The sequence below is a fragment of the Micropruina sonneratiae genome (assembly GCF_025972045.1).
In the GTDB taxonomy this organism is placed as follows: Bacteria; Actinomycetota; Actinomycetes; order Propionibacteriales; family Propionibacteriaceae; genus Micropruina; species Micropruina sonneratiae.
In genome coordinates this window covers 523691-548729 of the sequence record NZ_JAPDHX010000003.1, presented here as the reverse complement: position 1 = coordinate 548729, position 25039 = coordinate 523691, and the positions used below count along the sequence as shown (strand labels likewise).

The 25039-nt window shown below is 70.8% G+C and carries 23 protein-coding genes; 8 read left to right on the top strand and 15 right to left on the bottom strand.

What is annotated here, in order from left to right; translation table 11 throughout:
- Window positions 1-2 precede the first annotated feature (2 nt).
- Window positions 3-698 (bottom strand): TetR/AcrR family transcriptional regulator, encoded by a 696-nt coding sequence (locus tag OIE40_RS10750; protein ID WP_264702224.1) that lies wholly within the window; start codon window positions 696-698, stop codon window positions 3-5.
- Between the two features lie 137 nt (window positions 699-835).
- Complete coding sequence (gene leuA, locus OIE40_RS10745) at window positions 836-2596, bottom strand: 2-isopropylmalate synthase (protein WP_264702223.1); 1761 nt, start codon at window positions 2594-2596, stop codon at window positions 836-838.
- 370 nt (window positions 2597-2966) lie between these two features.
- Between leuA and OIE40_RS10740 the strand changes: the two genes are divergently transcribed.
- Window positions 2967-4157, top strand: a complete 1191-nt coding sequence (locus tag OIE40_RS10740) for a winged helix DNA-binding domain-containing protein (protein ID WP_264702221.1) — start codon at window positions 2967-2969, stop codon at window positions 4155-4157.
- A gap of 14 nt (window positions 4158-4171) precedes the next feature.
- Here the strand turns inward: OIE40_RS10740 and OIE40_RS10735 are convergent, their stop codons facing one another.
- Window positions 4172-5458 (bottom strand): glycosyltransferase, encoded by a 1287-nt coding sequence (locus tag OIE40_RS10735; protein ID WP_264702219.1) that lies wholly within the window; start codon window positions 5456-5458, stop codon window positions 4172-4174.
- A gap of 62 nt (window positions 5459-5520) precedes the next feature.
- Between OIE40_RS10735 and OIE40_RS10730 the strand changes: the two genes are divergently transcribed.
- Complete coding sequence (locus tag OIE40_RS10730; RefSeq protein ID WP_264702218.1) at window positions 5521-6156, top strand: TetR/AcrR family transcriptional regulator; 636 nt, start codon at window positions 5521-5523, stop codon at window positions 6154-6156.
- 63 nt (window positions 6157-6219) lie between these two features.
- Here the strand turns inward: OIE40_RS10730 and OIE40_RS10725 are convergent, their stop codons facing one another.
- The gene (locus tag OIE40_RS10725; protein ID WP_264702216.1) at window positions 6220-7497 is read right to left on the bottom strand and encodes an FUSC family protein; all 1278 of its coding nucleotides are present in this window, start codon (window positions 7495-7497) and stop codon (window positions 6220-6222) included.
- A gap of 121 nt (window positions 7498-7618) precedes the next feature.
- Here OIE40_RS10725 and OIE40_RS10720 point away from each other — a divergent pair, with 121 nt between their 5' ends.
- Both OIE40_RS10720 and OIE40_RS10715 read left to right on the top strand, forming a co-directional pair.
- On the top strand, window positions 7619-8944 hold the full coding sequence (locus OIE40_RS10720) for a S1C family serine protease (protein WP_264702214.1): 1326 nt from the start codon (window positions 7619-7621) through the stop codon (window positions 8942-8944).
- Between the two features lie 250 nt (window positions 8945-9194).
- Window positions 9195-9422: a hypothetical protein gene (locus OIE40_RS10715; protein WP_264702213.1), complete on the top strand. Its 228-nt coding sequence runs from the start codon at window positions 9195-9197 to the stop codon at window positions 9420-9422.
- Window positions 9423-9437: 15 nt separating this feature from the next.
- Here the strand turns inward: OIE40_RS10715 and era are convergent, their stop codons facing one another.
- Entirely contained in the window at window positions 9438-10352 is a 915-nt protein-coding gene (gene era, locus OIE40_RS10710; RefSeq protein ID WP_264702211.1) for a GTPase Era, read from the bottom strand.
- Complete coding sequence (locus tag OIE40_RS10705; protein WP_264702351.1) at window positions 10352-11698, bottom strand: hemolysin family protein; 1347 nt, start codon at window positions 11696-11698, stop codon at window positions 10352-10354. Before OIE40_RS10705 ends, era begins: the two co-directional genes overlap by 1 nt.
- A 316-nt stretch (window positions 11699-12014) precedes the next feature.
- On the opposite strand from OIE40_RS10705, the gene OIE40_RS10700 reads away from it, so the two are divergent.
- On the top strand, window positions 12015-13274 hold the full coding sequence (locus OIE40_RS10700) for an MFS transporter (protein ID WP_264702209.1): 1260 nt from the start codon (window positions 12015-12017) through the stop codon (window positions 13272-13274).
- Between the two features lie 126 nt (window positions 13275-13400).
- Here the strand turns inward: OIE40_RS10700 and OIE40_RS10695 are convergent, their stop codons facing one another.
- Window positions 13401-14306: a LysR family transcriptional regulator gene (locus OIE40_RS10695; protein ID WP_264702208.1), complete on the bottom strand. Its 906-nt coding sequence runs from the start codon at window positions 14304-14306 to the stop codon at window positions 13401-13403.
- Window positions 14307-14378: 72 nt separating this feature from the next.
- On the opposite strand from OIE40_RS10695, the gene OIE40_RS10690 reads away from it, so the two are divergent.
- A complete protein-coding gene (locus tag OIE40_RS10690) occupies window positions 14379-15287 on the top strand; it encodes an EamA family transporter (RefSeq protein ID WP_264702206.1) in 909 nt (302 codons plus the stop codon).
- Window positions 15288-15364: 77 nt separating this feature from the next.
- Window positions 15365-16720, top strand: coding sequence for a glucose-6-phosphate dehydrogenase (locus OIE40_RS10685; protein WP_264702204.1), 1356 nt, complete (start codon window positions 15365-15367; stop codon window positions 16718-16720).
- Between the two features lie 17 nt (window positions 16721-16737).
- Here OIE40_RS10685 and OIE40_RS10680 read toward each other — a convergent pair whose 3' ends face one another.
- Genes OIE40_RS10680 through OIE40_RS10665 form a run of 4 tightly spaced genes read right to left on the bottom strand, consistent with a single transcriptional unit; the run spans window position 16738 to window position 20515 of the window.
- A complete protein-coding gene (locus OIE40_RS10680; RefSeq protein ID WP_264702202.1) occupies window positions 16738-18057 on the bottom strand; it encodes a GNAT family N-acetyltransferase in 1320 nt (439 codons plus the stop codon).
- Window positions 18058-18083: 26 nt separating this feature from the next.
- Window positions 18084-19040, bottom strand: a complete 957-nt coding sequence (locus OIE40_RS10675; protein ID WP_264702200.1) for a phosphotransferase — start codon at window positions 19038-19040, stop codon at window positions 18084-18086.
- Window positions 19041-19043: 3 nt separating this feature from the next.
- The gene (gene ybeY / locus OIE40_RS10670; protein ID WP_264702198.1) at window positions 19044-19499 is read right to left on the bottom strand and encodes an rRNA maturation RNase YbeY; all 456 of its coding nucleotides are present in this window, start codon (window positions 19497-19499) and stop codon (window positions 19044-19046) included.
- Window positions 19496-20515 (bottom strand): PhoH family protein, encoded by a 1020-nt coding sequence (locus OIE40_RS10665; protein ID WP_264702197.1) that lies wholly within the window; start codon window positions 20513-20515, stop codon window positions 19496-19498. The genes ybeY and OIE40_RS10665 overlap by 4 nt, the downstream gene beginning before the upstream one ends.
- A 191-nt stretch (window positions 20516-20706) precedes the next feature.
- Here OIE40_RS10665 and OIE40_RS10660 point away from each other — a divergent pair, with 191 nt between their 5' ends.
- A complete protein-coding gene (locus tag OIE40_RS10660; RefSeq protein ID WP_264702195.1) occupies window positions 20707-21318 on the top strand; it encodes a nucleoside/nucleotide kinase family protein in 612 nt (203 codons plus the stop codon).
- Here the strand turns inward: OIE40_RS10660 and OIE40_RS10655 are convergent.
- The 4 genes from OIE40_RS10655 to OIE40_RS10640 form a co-directional block, all read right to left on the bottom strand.
- Window positions 21286-22545, bottom strand: coding sequence for an MFS transporter (locus tag OIE40_RS10655; protein WP_264702193.1), 1260 nt, complete (start codon window positions 22543-22545; stop codon window positions 21286-21288). The genes OIE40_RS10660 and OIE40_RS10655 overlap by 33 nt on opposite strands.
- Before the next feature lie 664 nt (window positions 22546-23209).
- The gene (locus OIE40_RS10650; protein WP_264702191.1) at window positions 23210-23425 is read right to left on the bottom strand and encodes a hypothetical protein; all 216 of its coding nucleotides are present in this window, start codon (window positions 23423-23425) and stop codon (window positions 23210-23212) included.
- Between the two features lie 120 nt (window positions 23426-23545).
- Window positions 23546-24526: a prolyl aminopeptidase gene (pip, locus tag OIE40_RS10645; protein WP_264702190.1), complete on the bottom strand. Its 981-nt coding sequence runs from the start codon at window positions 24524-24526 to the stop codon at window positions 23546-23548.
- On the bottom strand, window positions 24513-24950 hold the full coding sequence (locus tag OIE40_RS10640; protein WP_264702188.1) for a DUF5709 domain-containing protein: 438 nt from the start codon (window positions 24948-24950) through the stop codon (window positions 24513-24515). The genes pip and OIE40_RS10640 overlap by 14 nt, the downstream gene beginning before the upstream one ends.
- Window positions 24951-25039 lie beyond the last annotated feature (89 nt).

The window sequence follows — 25039 nt, the reverse complement described above, 5'->3', positions numbered from 1 at the left end:
TCCTAAAGCTGGCCGGAGACCTCCACACGCACAGTCTCACCCGCCTGATCCGCCGACGCCCTGCTCCACGCGGCGCGTCCGGCCGGCGTCATCAGTCGCTGCCCCACGGCGTCCATCGCCACCCGCAGCGAGGCTTCGAGGGCGGCGAGCTCGATGCCCGGGAAGGACACCGCGATGGACGCGTAACCGTGCGCGATCCCCCACACCAGCAGGGTCAGCTCGTCGACCTCGGCCGGCTCGAACAGGCCGCCGGTGACGGCCGCCTGCAGGTCGGCGACGGTGGCCTGGAGGCTCGCGTCGCCGGTGAAGTCGCCGGTGCCGGGCCGTCCCGACCCCATGAACAGGATGCGGTACAACGCGGGGTTGCGATGCGCCCACTGGAGCAGGGCGAACCCGCGTCTGGCCAGCAGCAGCAACGGCCTGCCCGGACCGTCTCCGACCCCCTGCTCGACGAGCTCGCCCAGCTTCTGGAACTCGGCCAGGCACGCCTGGCGCAACAGTTCGGACTTGGTCGGAAAGTAGTAGTAGAGCGCGGGCGGCGTGCATCCGACCCGCTCGACGACCGCGTCAATGGACACGGAATCGACGTCACCGGTGCTGATCAGCAACTCGATGACGGTATTGAGAATGTCCTGTCGCAGTTGCCCGCGTGGACGACGCGCCACTTCGTCCCCTTCGGTGATGGTTGGACGGCCCACCGCCCGCTTCTTGACCGCGGACCGTCGCCATTAAGGACTATCAAACCAGACCTGGTCGGGCAAAACGGATAGTTCGGACGCCGGGGGCCGCGTCACCGCGACCCCCGGGCGTCCATGGGGCCACCCCGACGGCATGGTCAGCCGTCGTTGCGGGCGGCCCGGTTGATCGCACCGATCACGGCCTTCTGGGCCGCGGTGGCGATCGACTCGTGGGTTCCCACACCCCAGATCACCCGGGTGTCGTCACCATGACCGATCTCGGTCTCGACGTAGGCCACGGCGACTGCGTCGGTACCCGAGGACAGCGCGTGCGAGGTGTAGTCCAGGACCCGTACTTCGTAGCCGAGAATGCTCACGGCGTCGGCGAAGGCGTCCAGGGCGCCGTTGCCCTCACCGACCAGTGTCCGGACATTGCCGTTGACCCGGACGTTGGCGGTGACGGTGTAGCGGCCGCCGTTGCTGATGTCGGGCACGCTGACCAGTTCCAGCGGCTCGGTGTCCGACAGGTACTCGGTGGAGAAGATCCGCCACAGCTGGTCCGGCGTGACCTCGCCACCTTCGCTGTCGGTGTACTGCTGGACGACGCGGCTGAACTCCATCTGCAGCCGGCGCGGCAGGTCCAGGTGGTGTTCGGACTTCATGATGTAGGCCATTCCACCCTTGCCGGACTGGCTGTTGACCCGGATCACCGCCTCGTAGCTGCGCCCGACGTCGTGCGGATCGATCGGCAGGTACGGCGCCTCCCAGGGGATCTCGTGAATCCCCTTGCCCTCGGCGACGGCCTGTTTGGCCAGCGCCTCCAGCCCCTTCTTGATGGCGTCCTGGTGGGAGCCCGAGAAGGCGGTGTAGACCAGGTCCCCCGCGTACGGGTGGCGCGGGTGAACGGGCAGGTTGGTGCAGTACTCGACGGTGCGACGGATCTCGTCGATGTCTGAGAAGTCGATCTGGGGATCGATGCCCTGGCTGAACAGATTCAGGCCCAGCGTGACCAGGTCGACGTTGCCGGTGCGCTCGCCGTGACCGAACAGGCAGCCCTCGACCCGGTCGGCACCGGCCATGACGCCCAACTCGGTGGCCGCCACCGCAGTGCCGCGGTCGTTGTGCGGGTGCAGCGAGATGGCGACGTGCTCGCGGTTGCGAACGTTCCGGCTGAAGTACTCGATCTGGTCGGCGTAGGTGTTGGGCGTCGAGCGCTCGACGGTGGCGGGCAGGTTCAGGATGATTTCGCGGCCCTCGGACGGTTGCCAGACGTCCATGACCGCATTGCACACCTCCACCGCGAAGTCGGTCGGAGTCTGGGTGAAGATCTCCGGGGAGTACTGGTAGCCGAACTCGACGTCGCCGAGGTTCTGCTCGGCGTACTTCATCACCAACTCGGTACCGCGCGTGGCCAGCGCGATGCACTGGGCCTCGTCGATGCCGAAGACCACCCGCCGGAACAGTTCCGCGGTGGCGTTGTACAGGTGGATGGTCGCCCGCTGCGCCCCGATCAGGGACTGGGCGGTGCGCTCGATCAGGTCCTCACGGGCTTGGGTCAGGACGCTGATGGTGACGTCGTCGGGAACGTGCCCGCCCACGATCAGGTCGCGGACGAAGTCGAAGTCGGTCTGCGAGGCGGACGGAAAACCCACCTCGATCTCCTTGTAGCCCATCCGCACCAGCAGGTCGAACATCTTCTTCTTGCGGCTGGGCGTCATGGGGTCGATCAGCGCCTGGTTGCCGTCGCGCAGGTCGGTCGAGAGCCAGCGCGGCGCGGCCGTTATCTTGTTGGCCGGCCAGGTGCGATCGGGCAGGTCGACCGGAACGAACGGGGTGTAGCGGTCGAACGGCATCGGCGACGGCTGCTGGACCGGCCTGGGCTGGACGCGCGTACCGAATTGATTGGCGGTGATGGTCATGGTTCCTCGTGCGGGGCTCGGTGGGCTTCAGGCGCGTGCGAAGTCTCCGCAACGAGGGGGCCTGAACTAGATCGAGGCCTCGCTGCGGCAGCCAAGGATGAGGCTGACCCATGCCATGGCGCACACGATACTCACACTGCCCGCCGATGCGCCACGTTCCGTCTCGCGTGGCGAGTCGGGATCGTCGTCCCCGCGCGTCCCTGGCCGATCTCGACATCGGCGTCCGATAGAGGAGAACCCGGCCGATGGAGGGTTGTAACACTCCAGCCACGGTCACAACCGCCCAGCGGTCACCGATCTCGACACCGGTCGGCCCGCGCTGAGCGCTGCACGCCTCGGGCGTGTCGGTGGCGGCGGGCAGGATGAGGCCATGCGATTCCCCGATCCGGCGCGGCGGGCGCGACTGGCGCGGCGGCACGCCCTGCACCCCGATCACCGGCAGGACTCGCCCGAGGCGGCCGCCCGCGCGGTGGTGGCGTTGCACGCCACCGAGGCGGCCACCGTGCACCTGGCCGTGGCCGCGCGGATGCGGGACCCGGCGGTGCCGCTCGTCGACGTGGCGCTGTACGACGACCGCACTCTCGTCAAGCAACTGGCGATGCGCCGCACCCTGTTCGCCTTCCCGGCCGAACTGTTGCCGGCCGTGTGGGGCAGCGCGTCGGCGCGGGTCGCCGAGCAGGAGTTGCGCCGGCTCACCGCCGACCTGCTGCGCCATGGGGTCACCGACGACGGTGCCGCCTGGATCGAGCGCGGGCGTCGCGCCGTGCTGGGCCGGCTGGCCGGCGGGGTGTCCCTGGGTGCCCGCGAGCTGCGTGACCAGCTGCCCGAACTCGCCGGCCGCACCCGCCGGATCGAGGGCGGGACGCGCTGGAACCTGCCCGACGTGCCGTTCGCGCCGCGGTTGCTGACCGTGCTGGGCGCCGAGCACAGCATCGTCCGGGGGCGAAACGCCGGGCACTGGCGGCTGTCGCGTCCCACCTGGACGCTGATGGCCGACTGGCTGGACGACCCGCCGCCGGCGCTGGCCGGTGCCGAAGGCTACGCCGAACTGGTCCGGCGCTGGCTGCGGTCGTTCGGGCCGGGCACCGAGGCCGACCTGGTCTGGTGGCTCGGTGCGACCAAGACCACGGTGCGCTCGGCCCTCGAGGCGGTCGGGGCGGCCCGGGTGACCCTGGATTCCGGGGGCACCGGCTGGGTGCTGCCCGGCGACGATGCCGCCGACGACCCGCCCGAGGGCGACTGGGCGGCGCTGCTGCCGGTGCTCGACCCCACCACCATGGGGTGGCGGCAGCGCGACTTCTACCTGCCGCCGGCCTTGGCGCCGCTGCTGTTCGACAGCAACGGCAACGCCGGAACCACCGCATGGGTCAACGGGCGCATCGTCGGCTGCTGGGTGCAGGACGACGACGGCCGCGTCCGGGTGCTGCCCGGCGTGCCGCTGCCCCCGGCGCACGCCGACCTGCTGCACCGCGAGGCCGACCGGTTGACGGGCTTCCTCGACGGCGTGGTGATCGGCAACGTGTACAAGTCGCGGCTGATGCAGGGCACAGCGCTGCCGTGAGCGGTCGGCGCCGCTCAGGCCGAGGGCAGCAGCTCCACCGATCGCAGCACCCGGGTCAGCGTCAGCAGGGCGTCGCTGCCGGCGATGTCCTGGCCGATCCGCTCTGCCCGGGCCCGGTAGCCGGGATCGCTCAGCACCCGGTCGACGGCACGGGCGATCGCGCTCGCCTCGGCCGCGTTCGTGCGCAGGTTGATGCCCGCACCCGACCAGCCGACCCGGGCGGTGACCTCGATCTTGTCCTCGGTCTGCCCGGCCACCACCAGCGGGACGCCGTGGGCCAGCGCGTACTGCACGGTGCCGTAGCCACCGTTGGAGACGAGCACGTCGAGCTTGTCGAACAGCTTGTCGTAGGGCAGGTAGGACGCCGCCCGCGCGTTGCCGGGCAGCTCGCCGAGGGCCGCGACGTCCCGTCCGCCGGTGGAGATCACGACCAGTACGTCACGATCGGCCAACCCCTGCAGCGTCGGCCGGATCAGCAGGCCCGGGTCGGCGTTGGCGACCGTGCCCTGGGTGACGTGCACGACCGGGCGCGATCCGTCCAGTTCGTCCCACCACTCGGGCAGCGCGACGCCGGACGCCGCCAGCGGCAGCGGCCCGGCGAAGTGCACCACCGCGGGTAGATCCGACCGCGGGTACTCGAACGACGGCACGGTGAACTGGATTTCGGCGTCGCTGTGCGAGGGCCAGTCGAAGAACGAGCCCGTCATGGGCGAGCCTGTGAGTTCGCGGGCCACGGCGTCCACCTCGGCGATCACCGGCCCGAACACCACCTTCTCGCTGAGCAGCGTGAGCAGCCGGTTGCGCAGCCGGCCCATCGCCCCCGGCAGGGGCGGGACGCCGAGGCCGAAGGGTGCGGTGTCGCGGCTGGCGGCACCGAGCGGGAAGATGCCGAGCACCACCACCGGCGGGCGCTGCTCGCGCGGCAGCTGGTTGAGCAGCGCCGCGCCCAGGAACAGCCCTTCGGTGAGCACCGCGTCGGCCCGTTCGAGCGCGAGCTGGTCACGAAGCGCGGCGAACTGGGCGCGACCCGGTGCGATGAACAGGTGCCGCAGGTCGAACCGGATCGCCGCCGGACCCTTGAGGCCGGCCCGCTCGGGAAGGTCGCCGGCGTGGTCGAGGTCGACGTCGGCCTCGGCGGGCAGCGGGACGAAGGTCAGGCCAGCGGCCTCGACCCGGTCGCGGTAGGCGGCGCCGGTCAGGAAGCGGACGCGGTGGCCCTGGCCGGCGAGGTGCCGGCCGACGGTCAGCAGCGGCAGCACGTGGCCGTGGGCCGGTGTGCAGCAGATCAGGTACGAGTTCATGCGATTCCCCCTATGATTGAGTTGCCCACTGAAGTATTGACTAACTTGATAGGAAACTCAATATGTCGGACGATGGTGTTTCGCGGCAGTACCACTCCGACCTGCGCGCCGAGCAGGCGCGCCGCACCAGGGCACGCATCCTGCGGGCGTGCGCGGAGCTGTTCAGCTCCGACGGGTACCAGGCCACGACCATCGCGGCGATCGCCCGGCGGGCGCGGGTGTCCGCCGAGACCGTGAAGGGTGCCGGGTCGAAGGCCGAACTGCTGATCGCCTCGTTCGAGGTGCTGTTCGCGCTCGAGGAGGGGCAGGGTTCGCTGGCCGACAGCGCGGCCGGCCACGGCGTCCTCGAGCTTCCCGACCAGGCACTGCTGCCCGCGGTCGTGGACGCGATCGTCGACGCCAATGCCCGGGGCCGGCGGCTGTGGACCCAGCTCCTGGCGGCGGCCCAGGCGGACACCGTGGTGGCCGCAGCCCTGCAGCGGATGCTCGACAACCGGCACGCCGACTACCGCGCGCTCGTCTCGGAACTCGTGCGGCGGGGCCTCACCGGCCCGGGGGTGGACGCGGGCTCCGTCGCCGCGGAGCTGTCCTTCCTGCTCTCCCCGGAGGGGTACCAGCAGCTCGTCGACCAGTCCGGCTGGAGTGAGCAGCGCTACCGCGACTGGCTGGTGACGGCCGCCTCAAGGGCCATCGCCTGAGCCGGCCGGGGGTTCCCGCGGCAGCTGGATCGTCGCCGGCCGATCGGGCCGGACCGGGCGCCCTCAGCCCTGCACCGTGAGGTTGTCGCTCCCCCACACCGCGGACGCCTCGTCGCCGGCCACCACGTCGTCGTAGGTGCGCAGCTCGGTTCCCGTGCCCGGCAGGTACAGCCTCGCCTGCGCCCGGGACAGCCCGGTCAGCTGCAACAGGTCGATGGCCACCGACCGCATTACCGACAGCAGTGCACCCACCCTCCAGTTGTCCTCGTGCACCCGGTCCGGGGCGCAGTCGGCCGCGACGTCCTTGGCCGAGGCGCGGGCCCGGAACGGCGGCTGCCAGTGCCGCACCGTGCCGGCGAGGGCGTGCAGCGTGGCCGCGCAGTCGTCCATCAGGGTGGCGACCTGCGGCTCAGGGCCGAGTTCGTCGACGACACCACGGCTCTGCCGGGCCACCTGTTCGACGGTATGCAGGGCGCGGGTGGTCAGCTCGAGCTGGCGTCCCAGCTCGTCGATCTGCGGGCGGTGCCGGCGCAGCGTCGGGTTCAACCGCACCACGTTGGCCGACGACTTCCACACCGTCTCGGCGTCGGCGAGGATGCGCTCGACGCCGCGCAGTTGGGCGTAGGCGTCCCGCAGCCGCTCACGGTTGGCCTCGCGCAGCGCCTGGCCGAGCATGGTGAACGCCGTGGAAAGCTCGGTGAGCAGGTTGCTGACGTAGCGCTGCGGGCGGTTCAGCACGTCGCCGGGCAACAACACGGTGAACAACAGGGCGATCACGGCGCCGACCACGGCGTCCAGCAGTCGCGAGGGCCCCGCGCCGGTCATCTGGCTGAGCATGGTGCCCATGCCGATCACCACCATGGCGTTCACCCCGGACTGGATCGTGAACAGGTCGCCGCGGTCGAGCACCCGCGCGATCAGCCCGGCGATCAGCAGCCCGAGGGCGAGCTGCCAACCACCGGCCCCCAGCGTGTAGAGGATCACCTCGCCGAGCCCGACCCCGATGGTGGCGCCGGCGCCGATCTCGACCACCTTGCGGGGGACCCGGTTGTAGGTGAAGCCGAGACAGATCCAGGCGGCGACCGGGGCGAAGAACGGGGTGGGGTGTCCTAGCACATTGTGCGAGAAGGTGAACGCCGCGAAGGCCGCCACGGAGGCGATCAGGACCGGCACCAGCGACCCGCGCATCCGGCGCAATCCCTGCCGCAGGTACAGGCCGGTGAGCAGCAGCCGGCGGCGGAAGTCGAGCCGGCTCCAGGCGTCCTCGGCGATCGAGCCAACGTTCGCCGCCAGGGACGCCGCACGTCGGTGCGGCGCGTTCCCGGGGTCGGACTCGCTCACGCCGCCGAGCTTATCGCCGCACGACCGGGGCCGACCGCCCCGGGGGCCGCGGTCCCGTTCCACACAGATGCCATGGACGCCGCACAGGATGTGCACAGAGTGCCGGAACAGGCTCAAGGCCATGAGCAGCTGGCAGAACCCCCAGAACCCGCGTCCGGACGAGTGGACGTGGAACCCGCAGCAGTCCGGTGGCGCAGGGCAGCAGCTCGCGCAGCAGGCCACCGGCACCGGACCGCAGCAACCCGCCACCGGCGGGCACGCACCCGGCAACACGTTCGGTGCGCCCTCCCCCACGGCCACCCTCACCGCCCCGCACGCCGCCCCGAAACGGTCGCGGGCGGCCATGTTCCTCGCCTCCACCGCACTGGCCGCCGTCGTGGGCGCCGGGGCGGGCATCGGCGGGTACGCGCTGATCGGCGCCCAGTACGGTTCGGCGACCCCGGCCGTCAGCGCGGTGCCGGTCGCCCAGCCCAGCACGCTGGACGGCACCGTCACGGCCGCCGCCCAGACGATCTCGCCGTCGGTGGTGACCATCACCGTCATGAGCAGCCAGGGCGAGAGCATCGGCAGCGGCGTCATCCTGGACACCTCGGGACACATCCTGACCAACGAGCACGTCGTGTCGTCGGTCGACGGCACCAGCTCGGGCACCAACCCGACCCGTGGCGGCAACCAGGCCTCGGCGAGCATCACCGTCACCTTCGAGGACGGCAGCACCGCCGAAGCCAGTGTCGTCGGCACCTCCACCACCCAGGACCTGGCCGTCATCAAGGTCAGCGACGCCAAGGCGTCCGAGTTGAAGCCGGCGACGTTCGCCGAATCGTCGTCGGTCGTGGTCGGACAGAGCGTGGTCGCCGTCGGCGCCCCGCTCGGCCTGAGCGAGACGGTCACCAGCGGCATCGTCTCGGCGACCGCGCGGCCCGTGCGTTCGGGAACGACCGGGAACGCCGTCTACCGGGCGGTACAGACCGACGCGGCGATCAACCCAGGCAACTCGGGCGGGCCGCTGGTGAACCTCAACGGCCAGGTGATCGGCATCGACGCGGCCGGCGCCACCCTGTCTTCCAGCGAGTCGGAGGAGTCGGGCAGCATCGGCCTGGGCTTCGCCATCCCGGCGGACGTGGCCGTCCGGGTCGCCAACGACCTGATCGCCGACGGAACCGCCCCGGACGCGACCCTGGGCGTCCAGTTGCGGTCCGACGACTCCTCGACCGCGACCACCTCCGACGGCGTGGACCTGTCCACGGTGGTGAGCGGTGGCGCCGCCGACCAGGCCGGTCTCCGGTCGGGTGACGTGGTCACCTCGGTGGACGGCGTGAACGTCACCAGCGCCGACGGCCTGATCGCCGCGATCCGCTATCACGCCCCCGGCGACAAGGTCACCGTCGGCTACACCCGCGACGGGCAGGCCGGCACCGCCGAGGTCACCCTCGGCACCTCCAGCTGACTCGCCCAACGAGCCCGCGAGCCGTGGATGCTCGCCTGACCATGTGGCGCTCGCGCAGTGGCGCGAGCGCCACGTGGGTTCGGCGGTGATGTGCAGGGGGCGGGCGTCAGGAGACCGGGTTGCCGACGATGTTGGCGAGGATGCTTCCGGCTGGCCGCCGAGATCGACGCGGTGGCGGACGCGGCGGCCGTCGACCCGCCGACCCGGCTGGGCGCCGAGTTCGACGAAGGCCCTCGGCGAGCAGGTTCTGGTGCTGCCCTCGGCGTCGGGTCCGGCACCACGGCTGTGGGCGTCGCCGGCCGGCGTGGACGCCCACCGGCAGGCCACCTTCCGGCTGACCTGCATCGCCGGGATCACCGGACGCCCCGCGGTCGGCGTCCCCGCGCTGCACCTGCCGGGCGGTCCTGTGGGGGTGTGCCTGGTCGGCCCGCGGGGCTCCGATCTGGCGTTGATCGAGCTGGCGAGCGCGCTGGCCTGACCCGCACCGAACGGGTCAGAAGCCCAAACGGTTGAGATGCTTGGCGTTGCGCTGCCAGTCCTTGAGCACCTTCACCTTCAGGTCGAGGTGCACCGGCGTCCCGAGCAGGGCGGTGAGCTGGGCGCGGGCCGCGGTGCCGATCTCGCGCAGCACCGAGCCCTTGTGGCCGATCACGATCCCCTTCTGCGAGTCGCGCTCGACCACCAGCGAGGCGTAGACGTCGAGCAGCGGCTTGTTGTCGGGACGTCCCTCGCGCAATCCCATCTCGTCGACGGTGACGGTGATCGAGTGCGGCAGTTCCTCGTGCATCTTCTCCAGCGCCGCCTCGCGGATCAGTTCGGCGACCAGCGTCTCGGTCGGCTCGTCGGTCACCTCGCCGTCAGGGTAGAACGCGGGACCCTCGGGCAGCTGCGCGATCAGCACGTCGGTGACCAGGTCGACCTGGTCGTCGGTGACCGCCGAGACCGGCACGATCTCGGCCCAGCGCACGCCCAGCTTCTCCTCGAGGGTGGCGATCCGCAGCAGGTGTTCCGCCATCCGCTGCGGCTTGACCAGGTCGGACTTGGTGGCCAGCGCCACCAGGGTCGGCCGCTTCGGCAGCTTGGCGATCTCGCCGACCAGATACTCGTCACCGGGGCCGACCCGCTGGTCGGCGGGCAGGCATACGCCGATGACGTCCACCTCCGACCAGGTCGCGTGGACGAGGTCGTTGAGGCGTTCGCCGAGCAGGGTGCGGGGGCGGTGCAGGCCGGGGGTGTCGATGATGACCAGTTGCGCGTCCGGCCGGGTGACGATGCCGCGGACGGCGTGCCGGGTGGTCTGCGGCCGTGAGGACGCGATCGCCACCTTCTGCCCGACGATGGCGTTGGTCAGCGTCGACTTGCCCGCGTTGGGGCGCCCGACGAAGCAGGCGAAACCGGAGCGATGCATCAGCTGGCCCGCTCCGCCGACTCCGACGCCAGCTGCGCGGCAGCGTCCACACCCTCGTCGGCCGGGTCGTCGGTCGGCTCCTCCACCAGCGAGGCGAGCACCGTGAGGATGCTGTTGCGCCGTCCGATGCCCCGCTCGGCGACGAGCTGGATGCCCTCCCACTCGATCACCGAGCCCGGGATCGGCACCTTGTTGAGCTCCTTGCCCATCAGGCCCAGGACGGTGTCGACGTCGTCGTCGTCGACCTTCTTGCCGAACAGTTCGCCCAGGTCGTCGACGCTGAGCCGCGCCGACACCCGGAACCGGTTGGGCCCGATCTCGACCGACGGCGGCACCTCCTGGTCGTACTCGTCGACGATCTCGCCGACGATCTCCTCCAGGATGTCCTCGATGGTGGCCAGCCCGGCGGTGCCGCCGAACTCGTCGACGACGATCACCACGTGCGAGCGGTTGAGCTGCATCTCGCGCAGCAGTTCGTCAACCGGCTTGGAGTCGGGGCAGAACGTCGGCGGCCGCATCAGCGACTCGACGGTCTCGGTCGCCTGGGCCCGCGGGTTGTCGTACATCCGGCGCATGGCGTCCTTGAGGTAGAGGATGCCGCACACGTCGTCGACGTCCTCGCCGATCACCGGAATGCGGCTGAAGCCCGACCGGAGCGCCAGCGAAACACCTTGCCGAACGGTCTTGGTGCGCTCGATGTAGACCATCTGCGTGCGCGGCACCATGACTTCCTTGACGATCGTGTCGCCGAGGTCGAACACCGAATGGATCATCCTGCGCTCGCCCGCTTCGATCACGTCGGACGCCTCGGCGATGTCGACCAGTTCGCGCAACTCGGCTTCGGAGGAGAACGGGCCGTCGGCGAAGCCTCGACCCGGGGTGAGCGCGTTGCCGATCAGGATCATCACCTGCGGAATCGGTCCCAGCACGGTGGTCAGCAACGACACCGGCCGGGCGGCGGCCAGCGCCACGGCGTCCGCCTTCTGCCGGCCTAGCGTGCGCGGCGCGACCCCCAGCAGGATGAACGAGACCAGCACCATGATGCCGACCGAGTACAGCACCCGTTCCCAGGTCTGTTCGAAGCGCCCGAAGACGAACAGGGCGACCAGCACGATGGCGACGATCTCGGCCAGGATGCGGCCGAACAGCAGGGTGTTCAGGGTCGGCGCCGGGTCCTCGGTGATGCGCACCAGCGCCTTCGCGCCGCCCTTGCCCTGTTCGAGCAGGCGCTGGGCGCGGCTCTTCGAGAACGACTGCAGGGCAGCCTCGGCCGTTACCAACAAAGCGGCCAGCACCACGCCCACGGCGGCAACGGCCAGTTCGAACCATTCCAGGTCGGTTAACAGGGTTTCATCACTCGTTTCACGGCGGGGAATCGAGCCGTCAGTCTACGGCACAGCACCCGGCTGGAGTCATCCCGTCCCCGGGCTCACGCCACGGACGCACCCACGTCATACCGGGCCGGTCCTGATGACCGCCGGGTCGCAAGCCGCGATCGGCCCGGTTCTGAAAAGTGGCCCCGCAACGTCGGCCTCCCGCCGCGCGCAGCGTCGGAGCGGTCGTTCGGGGTCCGCTTCTCAGAAAGGCGGCCGACCATCACCGGTCGGTTTGGAGTCAACTGATAGTTGTACTTTCAATAGTCACCATGACTAGTATGGGGCGATGCCGCACACCTCCACCCGTCGCACGCCTGCCCTGGCGCTACTGTCGCTGGCGATCGGCAGCTTCGGCATCGGCCTGACGGAGTTCGTGGTGATGGGCCTGCTGCCCAACCTGGCGCGCGACCTGCTGCCGAGCGCGTGGGCGGCCGATCCGGACAACACCATCGCCCACGCCGGCGTCCTGATCTCGCTGTACGCCCTGGGCGTGGTGATCGGCGCGCCGACCATCGCCGGCTCGGTGGCCCGATTCCCGCGACACGTGGTGATGGTGGCCCTGGCGCTGGCCCTGACGCTGTTCAACGCCCTCACCTTCGTGCTGCCCAGCTTCGAGCTGGTCGCCGCCTCGCGGCTGCTGGCCGGCTTGCCGCACGGCGCCTACTTCGGTATCGGCGCCCTCGTCGCGGCCGACGTCCTCGGACCCGGCAAGCGGGCCCAGGGCGTCGCCTTCGTCCTCACCGGCCTGACCGTTGCCAACGTCGTCGGGGTGCCGGTGGGCACCTTCCTCGGCCAGCAACTCGGCTGGCGCGCCACCTTCGTCGCCGTCGCCGCCGTCTTCGCGCTGGCCACGGTGTGCGTCGCCGCCTTCGTGCCGAAGCACGCCGGCGAGCCCGAGCGCACGCTGCGCGCCGAGCTGCAGGTCTTCCGGATCGGCCAGGTGTGGCTCACCCTGGCCGTCGGCGCCGTCGGCTTCGGCGGCTTCTTCGCCGTGAACAGCTACGTCGCACCGATGGTGACCGAACTGGCCCACGGCCCCGAGTGGGCGGTGCCCATCGTCCTGGTGATCAGCGGCATCGGAATGACGGCCGGCAACCTGGTCGGTGGACGCCTCGCCGACCGCGACCTGCGGCGCACGCTGCTCGGAGCCTTCATCGGTACCGCCGTGGTCCTGGTGCTGATCGGACTGGCCGCGCAGTGGCTCCATGCGCTGGCGACGCTGTTGTTCGCGCTCGGGTTCTGCGGATCGATCCTGGCGCCGTCGATCCAGACCAGGCTGATGGACGTCGCCGAGGACAACCAGTCGATCGCCGCCGCGCTCAACCACTCGGCGCTGAACATGGGCAACAGTCTCGGCGCCTTCCTCGGCGGCGCCGTGATCGCCGCGGGCTTCGGCTACAGCGCCCCGCCGTGGGTGGGCGCCGCCATGGCGGCGGTCGGTCTGGCGCTGGCCATGGTCGGCTTCGCCCTCGAGCGGCGTCACCGCACGTCCGCCGACGAGGCCGAGCCCGCGCTGTGCGGTACCTGCGCCTCCGACCCGGCCTGATTGCGACCCACCGCGTCAAGGGACATTTCAGCGGGCGTCGATATACCGATTTTCGACCTCGATGGCCGAAATCGCCGATGTAAACGTTTCGATGCCGTCCGACGTCGAAGTTCGGTATATCTGCGCCTAATGAAATAGCTTCTCGAGTTCGGCGCCCGCGTCGGCCAGCAGATCCACCACGCTCCGCACGGCCCGGCGGGCGTAGTGGTCGGGTCGCGCCAGGGCCACCAGCGCCCTGCGCGCATGAACGCCGACCAGCGGCCGCAGCACGGTGCCGGGGTGCGGCCGGGTGGTGAACCGTGGCAGCAGCGCCAGCCCCTCGCCGGCCGCCACCAGCGCCTCGACCAGCCGATTGTCGATCAGCCGCAGCCTGCGCTGCAGCGGCTGCCCGGTGGCCGCCTCGATCGCGAGCAGTACCGAGTCGAAGGGAAAGCCCGCTGGCACCGCGATCCAGCGCGTTCCCACCAGGTCGGACGCCGTCAACTCGGCCCGCGAGGCCAACCGGTGACCGACCGGGAGCGCGACGTCAAGGGGCTCGTGGGCCAGCACCCGGCAGACCAGGCCTTCGGCTCCGGCGGGTACGTCGCCGGCCGCACTGTGCGCGATCACCAGGTCGTGGTCGAGCGTCTTGGCGGCGAAGCCGGCCTCGGAGAGGTCGAAATCCTGCACGTCGACATCGATCGCGGTCCCCTTCAGGCGCCGGACCAGCCCCGGCAGCAGGGCCTCCCCCGCACTGGGTAGGGTGCCGATCGACACCTGGCCGCCCGGTTCGCCCAGCCTCGACTCGAGCTCGGCCCCGACCTCGGCGAGGACGGTCGCCACCCGGTCGGCCCGGTCGGCGAGCAACTGGCCCTCCGCGGTCAGCCGCAGCCCACGGGAGACGGGTTCGACCAGCTTCACGCCCAGTTCCCGTTCCGCCGTGCGCAGTTGCTGCGAGACGGCGCTCGGCGTCCGGTGCGTGGCCTCGGCGACAGCGGCCAGGGTGCCACGCACGGCGATCTCGCGAAGCAGCAGGAGATGCCGGACTTCCATGAAGGTAGCCTACATAGTTCCTTCATAAAGTCTCGCTTGTCCTTCACAGTCCGATTCGGGAGAGTTGGCTCCGTGCCGATCCGTCATGTCCTGCTCGCCGTCGGCGTCGCCGTGGTCTGGGGCGTCAACTTCCTCGCCATCCATGCCTCCCTGGAGCAGTTCCCGCCACTGTTCCTGGTCTTCCTGCGTTTCGCGGTGATGGCCGTCCCGACGCTGCTGCTGGTGCCCCGACCGCAGGTGCCGGCGCGCTGGCTGATCGGCTACGGCCTCGGCTTCGGCACCCTGCAGTTCATCGGCCTCTATCTTGGCATGGCGGCCGGCTTCCCCACCGGACTCGCCTCACTGGTGCTGCAGTCGTCCGCACCGTTCACGGTGCTGCTCGGCGCACTGCTGCTGGGCGAGAGGATCGGGCGCCGCGCCGCGGCCGGCGTCGGCGTCGCCGTCGGAGGGCTCGTGCTGGTCGGCGCCGCCCATGGGTCGATCGGCTCGGTATGGCCGTTCCTGCTGGTGGTGCTGGGCGGCCTCGGCTGGGCGCTGGGCAACCTGGCCGCACGCAAGGCCGCGGCCCCCAACCCGTTGCACCTGACGCTGTGGATGTCGGTCATCCCGCCGCTGCCGATGTTGGCCCTGTCGCTGGCCGTCGAGGGGCCGCAGCGGATCACCGCGGCGCTGGCCACCTCGCTGAGCCCCGACGCCGCGGGCGCCTGGGCCGGGCTGGCCTACACGGTGCTGATCGGAACGATCCTCGGCTCGGGCGTGTGGGTCTGGCTGATGAGCAGGCACCCGGCCGGACGGGTGGCGCCGTTCTCGATGCTGGTGCCGGTGACCGGACTGACCACCGCCTGGCTGGTACTGGGCGAGATCCCGCAGCCCGTCGAGCTGCTCGGCGGCGTCCTGGTGATCGGCGGCGTGTTCTGGGCGAGCCTGCGGCGCCGGACGCCGGCGGCGGCCCCGAAAGAGGTGGAACCCGTCGCGCCGTGACGCGCGCGCGACCCTCGCGCAGCACCGCTGCCGGCTCCGAGTAGCGTGGGCGCCGATCCGACGAACAAGGAGACTGCGTGTCCGACACGGTGAACCTGGTGATTCTGGGTGCTTCGGGTGATCTCACCCATCGGCTGCTGCTGCCCGGGCTGGGCACCCTGCTCAAGGCGCAGCCCGACCGACGGGTCAACCTGATCGGCGCAGCCTCCGAGAAACTCGGGGCCGACGAGTGGCGACAACGGGTCAGCGAGGCCCTGCACGACTGCGGGCCCAAGGTGGCCGACGCGGTGGCGACGGGCAGCACCTACGTGACGATCGACTCGACCGACCCCGACGAGCTGAAGAAGCTGCTCGACCCGCTGACCGGACCGGTGGTGCTCTACTTCGCCCTGCCGCCGGCGATCTCGATGAAGACCTGCGAGGCGCTGGGCCGGCTCGACCTGCCCGACGACCTGCGGCTGGCGATCGAGAAGCCGTTCGGCTCCGACCCCGACAGCGCGCACCGGTTCAACCAGCTGCTGGCCCGGCTGGTGCCCGAGGACCGGGTGTTCCGGGTCGACCACTTCCTCGGCAAGTCGACGATCCTCAACCTGCTGGGGCTACGGTTCACCAACCGCTTCTTCGAACCGGTGTGGAACCACAACAACATCGAGCGGATCACGATCGTCTCCGACGAAACCCTCGCACTGGAGGGCCGCGCCGGGTACTACGACCACTCCGGCGCGCTCAAGGACATGATCCAGAGCCATCTGCTGCTGGTGATGGCGCTGTTGTGCATGGAGGCGCCCAACCGGATCGACGCCGACGAGTTGCGCGACCTGCAGGTGCACGTCCTGCGCGCCACCCAGCTGTGGTCGGACGACCCGGTCGGCTCGTCGCGCCGCGCCCGCTACGAGGCCGGGCAGGTCGGCGACGAGAAGGTGCCCAACTACGTGGACGAGCCTGGCGTGGACCCGGCCCGCAACACCGAGACCCTGGCCGAGGTCACCGTCGAGATCAACAGCCGGCGCTGGCGCGGCGTCCCGATCACCCTGCGCAGCGGAAAGGCGCTGGGCGATGAGGTGCGGGCCATCACCGTGGTGTTCAAGGAGGCCTTCGAGCCCGAGGGGTTCAGTAACTCCGGCGAGCCGAACGTGGTGGTGATCGGCATGGCCGACGAGAGACTGGCGGTGCGACTGAACACCAACGGCGCCGACGACAAGTTCGTGCTCGAGGAGACGGTGCTCAGCGCCGACCTGGGCGACAGCCCGCTGCGTCCCTACGGCGAGATCCTGGCGCACATCATGGACGGCGACCCGCTGCTGTCGGTGCGCAACGACGTCGCCGAGGAGCTGTGGCGGATCCTGTCGCCGGTGCTGGACGCCTGGCAGCAGGGCCGGGTGCCGCTCGACTCGTACCGGGCCGGGTCGGCCGGGCCCACGAACTGGAGCTGAGCCGGAGCCCGGGCGGGTCAGTACCAGTAGCTGAGCACCGGGGCTGCGACGGGCAGGAAGGCCACATCCAGCCAGGACGCCGCCGCCGCGCTGCCGTCGAGCTGTCCGGCCGCCCGCAGGGTGGAGGCCCGGACGCCGCCGAGCAGCAACGAACCGAGCGCGGCCACCGTGAGCCGCACCCGTTCCCCGCCGGAGCCGGGGTGCTGGACGCGTTCGACCGTGGCCGCGCCGTCGGCGTCCACGGTGAGCCGCCAGGCACCGGCGGCGAAGCCGAGCGGATCCTCCACCTCGAGCACCGCCGTCCCGGCGCACCGGTAGCGCCGGGCGCTCAGGCAGGCGGGGACGTCGAGGATGCGCAGCCAGTGATGGTCGCGTTCGGTGACCGTCAGCGCCCGCTGGTCGGCGATCATCCAGCGCAGCGGCTCGTCGAGGCCGCGCAACGACGCGGACACCGTCCCCACCAGGTCGTGCTCGAGGGCGAACAGCCACAGCGCCGCATAGGCCTGGGAGGTGTCGGCCAGCAGCGCGTTCACCCGCAGCCTGTGGTTGCTGAAATCTGCGGCGTCCGGCTCGAGCAGGTAGGCGAGCGCGCCACGGACCGCCCCCTGCGCGTCGACGTACCGCACGCCGCGCACCCGCGGATCGGGCTTCCCCGGCGACGTCCCGGACAGTTCCTGCCACAGCGCGGGCCAGCCGGCCACGTCGCCCGGACGCCGCCCGCGGGTCGTCTCGTTGAGCGTGGCCAGGTCGGCGGCGAGGGTCTCGGGCTCGATCGGGTCGACGTGCCCGGACCCCTGGCCCAGCTCGGGCCGCCAAGCGGCCCAGCCCGCCCGGCGGGCGTTGATCGTCAGGTTGGCGGCGTGCGTGGCGACGCCGAAGCCGAACCGTCCGTAGATGGTGGCCTCCGAGACCGTCAGCCCGGCGAGCGGCAGGCCGGCGGCCGACGCCTGGCGCAACTCGCCCTCGAGCAAGTGGCGGGCGATCCCGTGACGACGGTGCGTCGCCGAGACGGTGACGGCGCTGATCGCCCACATCGGCAGGAACGAGCCGGCATCGACCGTCACCTCCATGGGCCAGGCGATAAGGGTGCCGATGGGCAACCAGGGGCTGCTCGAGGCCGGGTCGTAGACGGCGACCGCGTGGTTGTCGCCGAACCTCGCCCGGCGTCCGGCCACCCGCTCAGCTGAGGGCCGCTCACCGAGAAAGCCACGGTCGACGGCGGCGGCGAACTCGTCGAACTCCGCGCTCGAAGCGGTCACCAAGCGGCCCTCGAGGCCGGCGGCGGCAAGGCCTGCCGCACTGATCGGATCGAGTCCGATCTGGTTCGGGGTAGACATCCCGGGTCACTGTACCGGGGCGGCGGTCACCCGCGAATCGACCGCCGGGCGTGCGGCGAGCGCCGCAGCCAGCGGCGCAGCGCAGCCGCCTGGAAGCGCTGGAAGTCGCGCAGCGTGGGCAGTCCGGGCGGGTCGGGCAAACGTCCGGTGCGCTCGAAGAAGCCCAGGATCCCAGCCAGCAGGTCGACGATCGAGTCCGTGGCGACCCGGTACGTGCCCGCGACGTGCTCGATCCAGGCGTCGGCGTCCACCTCGGGCGCGGCACTGGAGATGAACTCGATGGCCAGCAACGCCGGATCGACCCAGGCCGCACCCCGCGCCGCCCACGCCCAGTCGACGATGATCAGCCGTCCGTCCTCGCGCAGCATGAGGTTGTCGGCACGCAGGTCCAGATGCAGCAGGGTGTCGCCGTCGACCGTGGCCAGCGCCCGGCATCCCGCCGCGTCCAGGGCCGGCAGCCTGGCCGCGCACCACGGGTCGAGGTCGTCGACCCCGGCCAGCTCGGACCACAACGTCATCAGCGGGGCCAACGCGTCGCCGGCACCGCCGAACCCGCCCACCGGTGCCGGGGTGAGTGCGCCGGCCAACTCAGCCAGGCTGGCCAGGGCCGCTTCGATCGTGGTGTCGGTCCACGGCAGCGGTGCCTGGACGCCGGGAACCCGCTCGAGCAGGACGGCCACCCACCCGTCGGCCCCCTCGTCGAACGCGTCCAGCAAGGCGGCGATCGGCAACCCCGCCGGCATGGCCCGCAACGCCCGCAACTCCGAGCGCAGCAGGCCGGGACTGTCCGGGTTCAGCGACGGATGCGACGCCTTCAGGAAGGCGCTGCGGCCGTCGGCGCAGAACAGCGAATCGGTGACCCCGGGTGAATAGCCGCCGGTCGCCGGCCCTGTGCCGGCCACGGGCGAGCCCAGAACCTCCTCGGCCCAGCCGCGGACCTGCGCCGGCAGGTCGGTGAAGGTGGGCCGGTGACGGTCAGCCATCGATCAGCCGCGCGAGGCCTGCCAGGCCGCGATGATGCGGTCGTTGAGGCCGAACATCTCCTTCTTCTCCGCAGGCTCGGCGTGGTCGTAGCCCAGCAGGTGCAACAGCCCGTGGATCAGCAGGTAGTCGGCCTCCTGGTCGGGCGTCCGGTTGGAATCCGCGGCCTGGGCCGCCGTCACCTCGGGGCACAGCACGATGTCGCCGAGCATGCCCAGTGGCGGCTCCTCGCCGTCCTTGGGCGGGCGCAACTCGTCCATCGGGAAGCTGAGCACGTCGGTCGGGCCCGGCTCGTCCATGTACTTCTCGTGGTAGGCGGCCATCGTGTCGGTGTCGACCAGCAGGATCGACAGCTCGGCCTGCGGGTGGATGCGCAGGGCGTCCAGCGCGAACAGCGCCAGGGCCACCAGCCGCTGCTCGTCGATCTCGGCACCGGACTCGTTGTTGATCTCGACGGTCACCGGCGCTCCTTCGTGCGGTCGTCGCCGCCCTGGGACGACTCGAAACGGTCATAGGCGGCGACGATCCTGCCTACCAGCTTGTGCCGCACCACGTCATGGTTGTTGAGTCGGCAGAAGGCGATGTCGTCGACGCCGTCGAGAATGCCCTCGACCATGCGCAGGCCCGAGCGGGTGCCGGTGGGCAGGTCGACCTGGGTGACATCGCCGGTGACCACGATCTTCGAGCCGAAGCCGAGCCTGGTGAGGAACATCTTCATCTGCTCCATGGAGGTGTTCTGCGCCTCGTCGAGGATGATGAACGCGTCGTTGAGCGAGCGGCCACGCATGTAGGCCAGCGGCGCCACCTCGATGGTGCCGGCGGTCAGCAGCCGCGGCACCGAGTCGGGATCGACCATGTCGTGCAGGGCGTCGTAGAGCGGTCTCAGGTACGGGTCGATCTTGTCGGTCAGCGTGCCGGGCAGGAACCCGAGCCGCTCGCCCGCCTCGATCGCGGGTCGGGTCAGGATGATCCGGTTGACCTCCTTGGACTGCAGCGCCTGGACCGCCTTGGCCATCGCCAGGTACGTCTTGCCGGTGCCGGCCGGGCCGATGCCGAAGACCACGGTGTGGGCGTCGATGGCGTCCACGTAGCGCTTCTGGTTCAGCGTCTTCGGACGGATGGTGCGGCCACGACTGGACAGGATGTTCTGGGTGAGCACCTCGGCCGGGCGCAGCGTCTCGGCCTGCAGGGCGGTCATGCCGACCACCCGCTCGACGGCGTCCGCGGTGAGCCCCTGGCCGGTGCGGACGATGGTGATCAGCTCTGTCAGCACCTCGGAGGCGACCGTCACGTCGCCCGGGTCGCCGGTGAAGGTGATCTCGTTGCCGCGCACGTGCACGTCGGCGGACAGCTCGCGTTCGAGGATGCGCAGGAACTCGTCCCGAGGACCCAGCACGTTGACCATGTCGACCGACGCGGGAACGGTGATCCGGCGCACCCCGGTGGGACCGGACTGTTCGTGGTCGGCTTCTCGCATGTTCCTCCTCTGGATTCGAACGAATGGAATCCTAGCCCTCGGCGCCGACAGCCGGCTCCGCCCACCTGTCCGGGCCAGGCGCGCCGGGGCCGTGGGCCGTTCGGGGATCCCGGCTTTCGCCGGGATGACGAGCGGCGCACCGTCATCCCGGACGGGTGGCGGGCCGCGGACGGTTTCGCCATGCTGGGCGCATGCTGCTCACCGAGGCCGTGGAGGTCGCGGCCGCATTGGCCGGGCGGGGTGACCGGACGCTGCTGGGGCTGGTCGGACCGCCCGGGGTGGGCAAGTCGACACTGTCCGCGGTGCTGGCCGACCGCCTGGGCCCCGCCATGGTGGTGGTCGGCATGGACGGCTTCCATCTCGCCAACGCCGAACTGCTGCGCCTGGGACGCCGCGACCGGAAGGGCGCCCCGGACACCTTCGACGTCGACGGCTACGTCGCCCTGCTGGGTCGGCTGCGGCGGCAGACCGCACCGCTGTACGCACCCCGGTTCGACCGGGACCTGGAGGAATCGATCGGGTCGGCGGTGCCGGTCGAACCCGGCGTCCCGCTGGTGGTCACCGAGGGCAACTATCTGCTGCATGACGAGGGCGGTTGGGACGCCGTACGTCCGCTGCTGGACGAGGTGTGGTACCTCGACCTCGACGACGCCGAGCGGCGCCGCCGGCTGGTGCATCGCCGGCTGGGGCACGGCGACACCCTCGAACACGCCCAACACTGGGCGCACACCGTCGACGAGGTCAACGCCGAGTTGGTGCGAGCCGCCCGGTCACGCGCCGACCGGGTCGTGGCGATGCCCTGAGGGCGTCGTCCGCTCGCGCACGAACCCCGCCAGCACCACGATCGCGGCCGCGCCCAGCACGATCACGACCAATCCGCCGCGCAGCCCGAACAGCTCGGCCAGGCCGCCGATCACCGGCGGACCGAGCAGGAAGGCCGGCCACTCCCCCAGGCTGATCAGCGCCACCGCCTTGGCGGACGGCACGGTCGGCTGGTTGCCGGCCAACGTCATCACCGTGGGCACGATGCAGCCCGACCCGACACCCAGGCAGGCGAATCCGACCATGGCTGCCGGCACGGTGCCGATCAGCAGGCCGGTGCCGAGCCCCACCACCGACAGCCCCGCCGACAGTTGCAGGAAGCGTCGCCGGCCCAGGCGTCCGACCAGCCGGTCTCCGAACACCCGGATGGAGGCGATCGCCAGCGAGTAGCAGACCAGTGTCAGCGACCCCATCGCCACGCCGCCGCCCAGGGACACCGTGTACTGGGCGCTCCACTGCACCGCCCCGCCCTCGTTGATGGAGGTCAGGAAGCTGATCGCGGCCAGCACCACCAGCTGCGGCGTCCACGACCGGGTGCGCCGCGGCGTCCGTTCCGGATCGGGCAGCGAGGTGAGCGGTTCGTGCACCTCGGGGGCGTCGTCGGCCGCCCGCCGGGTGTCGGGCAGGAATCGCGCCGTGGCCAGGAACAGCGCCGCCAGCATCAGGTTGGACGCCGCCAGTTGCACCGAGGGCGACAACTCCAGCAGGCCGGCCAGCACGCCCAGCATGCCGCCGATGAACTGGCCGCCGCTGAACCAGAAGTGGAACGACGACAGGATGCTGCGGCCATAGCCGCGCTCGACCTCGACGGCGAGCGCGTTCATCGGGCCGAACAGCAGGCCGGTCGCCACGCCGATCGCGAACAGGCAACCGATCAACACCGGCGGCGAGGAGGCCAACGCAGCCAGCGGCATCAACCCAAGCATCGCGCCGGCACCGATCAGGCACGGACGGCGGGCCCCGGTCCGGGTGATCACCCTGGACAGCACCAGCAGGGAGACCAGGACGCCCAGCGGCGAGGCGAGCACGATCAGGCCCCACTCGCCGTCGGAGACACCCAACTGGGCCCGAACCGACGGGATCCGGCCCGCCCAGCCGCCCATCACCGCGCCGGCCAGCACGAACAACACCGCGACGGCGACCCTCGACTGGCGCAGACCGCCGGGTGCTCCGGGCGCGCCGTCGTCGCTGCCGAACGGCTCAGCCATGGCCCCGCTTTCGTGTCCGCACCCGGCCCAGGTCAAGGGCCCCGGTCAGCGTAGCGGTCAGCCCGGACCACCCGATCCCTCCCCCAGTGCCGCCAGTGGGAGGGACCGGACGCGGCGTGCCGTCCGCGCGATGCCGGAGAGTCTGCTCAACACCTTGTCAGTCGCCTCTTGTCAGCCGTCGGAGTGCGTCCCTGGACTCCGCTTGCTGCGTTCGGCTTTCTGGTACGCCCCCTTCGTGACCGGCCGGACGACGACCGGCATTCGCGAGTCAACGGAGGACTCCTCCATGACCACTGTGGCGCTGAAGGCTGCCCTGATCGGGGTCGGTCTGCTCGCTTCGACCATCGCTGCCCGTCACCGAGGCAGCCGCGCTGGCGTTCAGCTTCAAGCTCGCGCCGGGCGAGTCGCGAACCTGCCAGCTCTTCCACGGCTACTACAAGGTCGGCACCAAGTACGAGCGGTGGAGCAACTACAAGGTCGCCGAGTCCAAGAGCGGCACCACCACGGTGCCGTTCCAGTGGGGGCTGCGGTTGTCCTGAGACCCGACCCCCCGGCCGGCCGGGCGGCGGCACGACCCCCGATCGGGCGGTCAGGTCCGACCTCGAGGTCCTGACCGCTCGGCCGGAGACGGATCGTCAACGCCCCCGGCGGCGTGCGCCGGCAATCAGGAGTCGTCGCGGCTGAGGTCCTGCTCGTTGGTGGCCACGTCCTGCTCGGAGTAGCTCCCGGGGTCACCCTCGGACGTGCCGGAGGTGCCGGCGGGCGGCCCGTCGCCACCCTTCTTCATCTGTTCGGCCTTCTCGTCCGAGACCGGGCCGGTCACCTTCGATTCGCCGAAGCCGGAGGAGATGTCGCCGCCGGCGTTGGGGTCGTTGCTCATCGGAATCTCCTTTGATGGGTTGGTGGGAAAGGCTAGCCGGTGGCGTCCGATCGCGGCAGCATCCGGCCAGGAATCACCCGTTCGGGTCCACCCGCCCGCACGGACGGAGCCGCCGCCGGCTCAGCGGGCGAAGGCGTCCGTCGCCGCGACCAGTTCGGCGGCGATCGCCGGTTCGCTGATCGAATGCCCCGCCTGCACGAGCCGGAAGTCCGCCTCGGGCCAGGCACGGTGCAGATCCCAGGCGGTGCGGGCCGGGCAGGGCAGGTCGTAGTTGCCCTGCACGATGACAGCGGGAATGGTGCGCAGCGCCGCCACCTCATCGATCAGTTGGCCCTCACGCAGCCAGCCGGCGTGCACGAAGTAGTGGTTCTCGATCCGCGCAAAGGCGAGGGCGAAGGCCGGGTCGGCGAACTCGTCGACCAGCGCCTGGGAGAACTCGAGGGTGGACGTCGCCGCCTCCCAGGTCGTCCAGGCGACGCCGGCAGGCCCGTGCACCTCAGGATCGGGGTCGAACAACAGGCCGTGGTAGGCCGCCATCCGGTCGAACCCCGGCCGCAGCTCACCGAAGTGCCGCCGCAGCGGGGCCTCGAACGACTCCCACCATTGCGGGGCGATGGTGCCGGCGCCGCCGTTGTAGTACCAGTCGAGCTCCGAGCGCCGCAGCGTGAAGATGCCGCGCAGCACCAGTTCGGTGACCGCCTGCGGATGGGCTTCGGCGTAGGCCAGCGCCAGCGTGGAGCCCCACGAGCCGCCGAACACCTGCCAGCGCTCGACCCCACGGTTGACGCGCAGCCGCTCGATGTCGGCGACCAGGTGCCAGGTGGTGTTGCTGCCCAGGTCGGCGCCGGGCTCGCTGGCGTGCGGCGTGCTGCGGCCGCACCCGCGCTGATCGAACAGGATCACTCGGTACGCCGCCGGGTCGAAGTAGCGACGGTAGTGCGGGGAGCAGCCCCCGCCGGGGCCGCCGTGCAGGAACACCACCGGCTTGCCGCGCGGGTTTCCACACTCTTCCCAGTACAGGCTGTGCCCGTCGCCGACCTCGAGGCGGCCGGTCAGGTACGGCTCGAGCGGCGGGTACAGCACCTGCTCAGTCGTCGTCATCGTCCTCGTAGTCGTCGATGATGTGCATCGCGGCCTCTTCGGCGCTGGCTGCTCCGCCAGCGAAGCCGACGTCCCTGCCGATGCTCTCCGGTTCGACGTCGGTGGCGTCGTAGCCGCCCTCGGCGTCCACGAGCCGGCCGGCGCGCTTCGAACCGACCTCGCGGGGTCCGTCCGATTCGTCGGTCCATTTCGGCTTCTCGGCCGCCCCCTCGGGTTCCTCCTGCGCCATGCGCTGGTCGAGGGTCTCGCCGTGTCGCATCTCGGCAGCGGTGTTGCCGAACGTCTGCGCCGCCGACCACTTCTCCGGTGCGACGTACCCCTCGTCGAGGACGTCGTCCACTCCGCGGTCGATCAACGAGTCGTCTGACTGGAGCTGGTCGAGCTGCTCGGATTCATCGGGCATCGTCGGGTCGAAGTCGGTCATGGACCTAGCCTGCCATCTCCTGCATGGCGCCGGGAGGCGCTGATGAGGAACACAGCGAGTGCACACACTGGACACCGCCGATCGAGGTG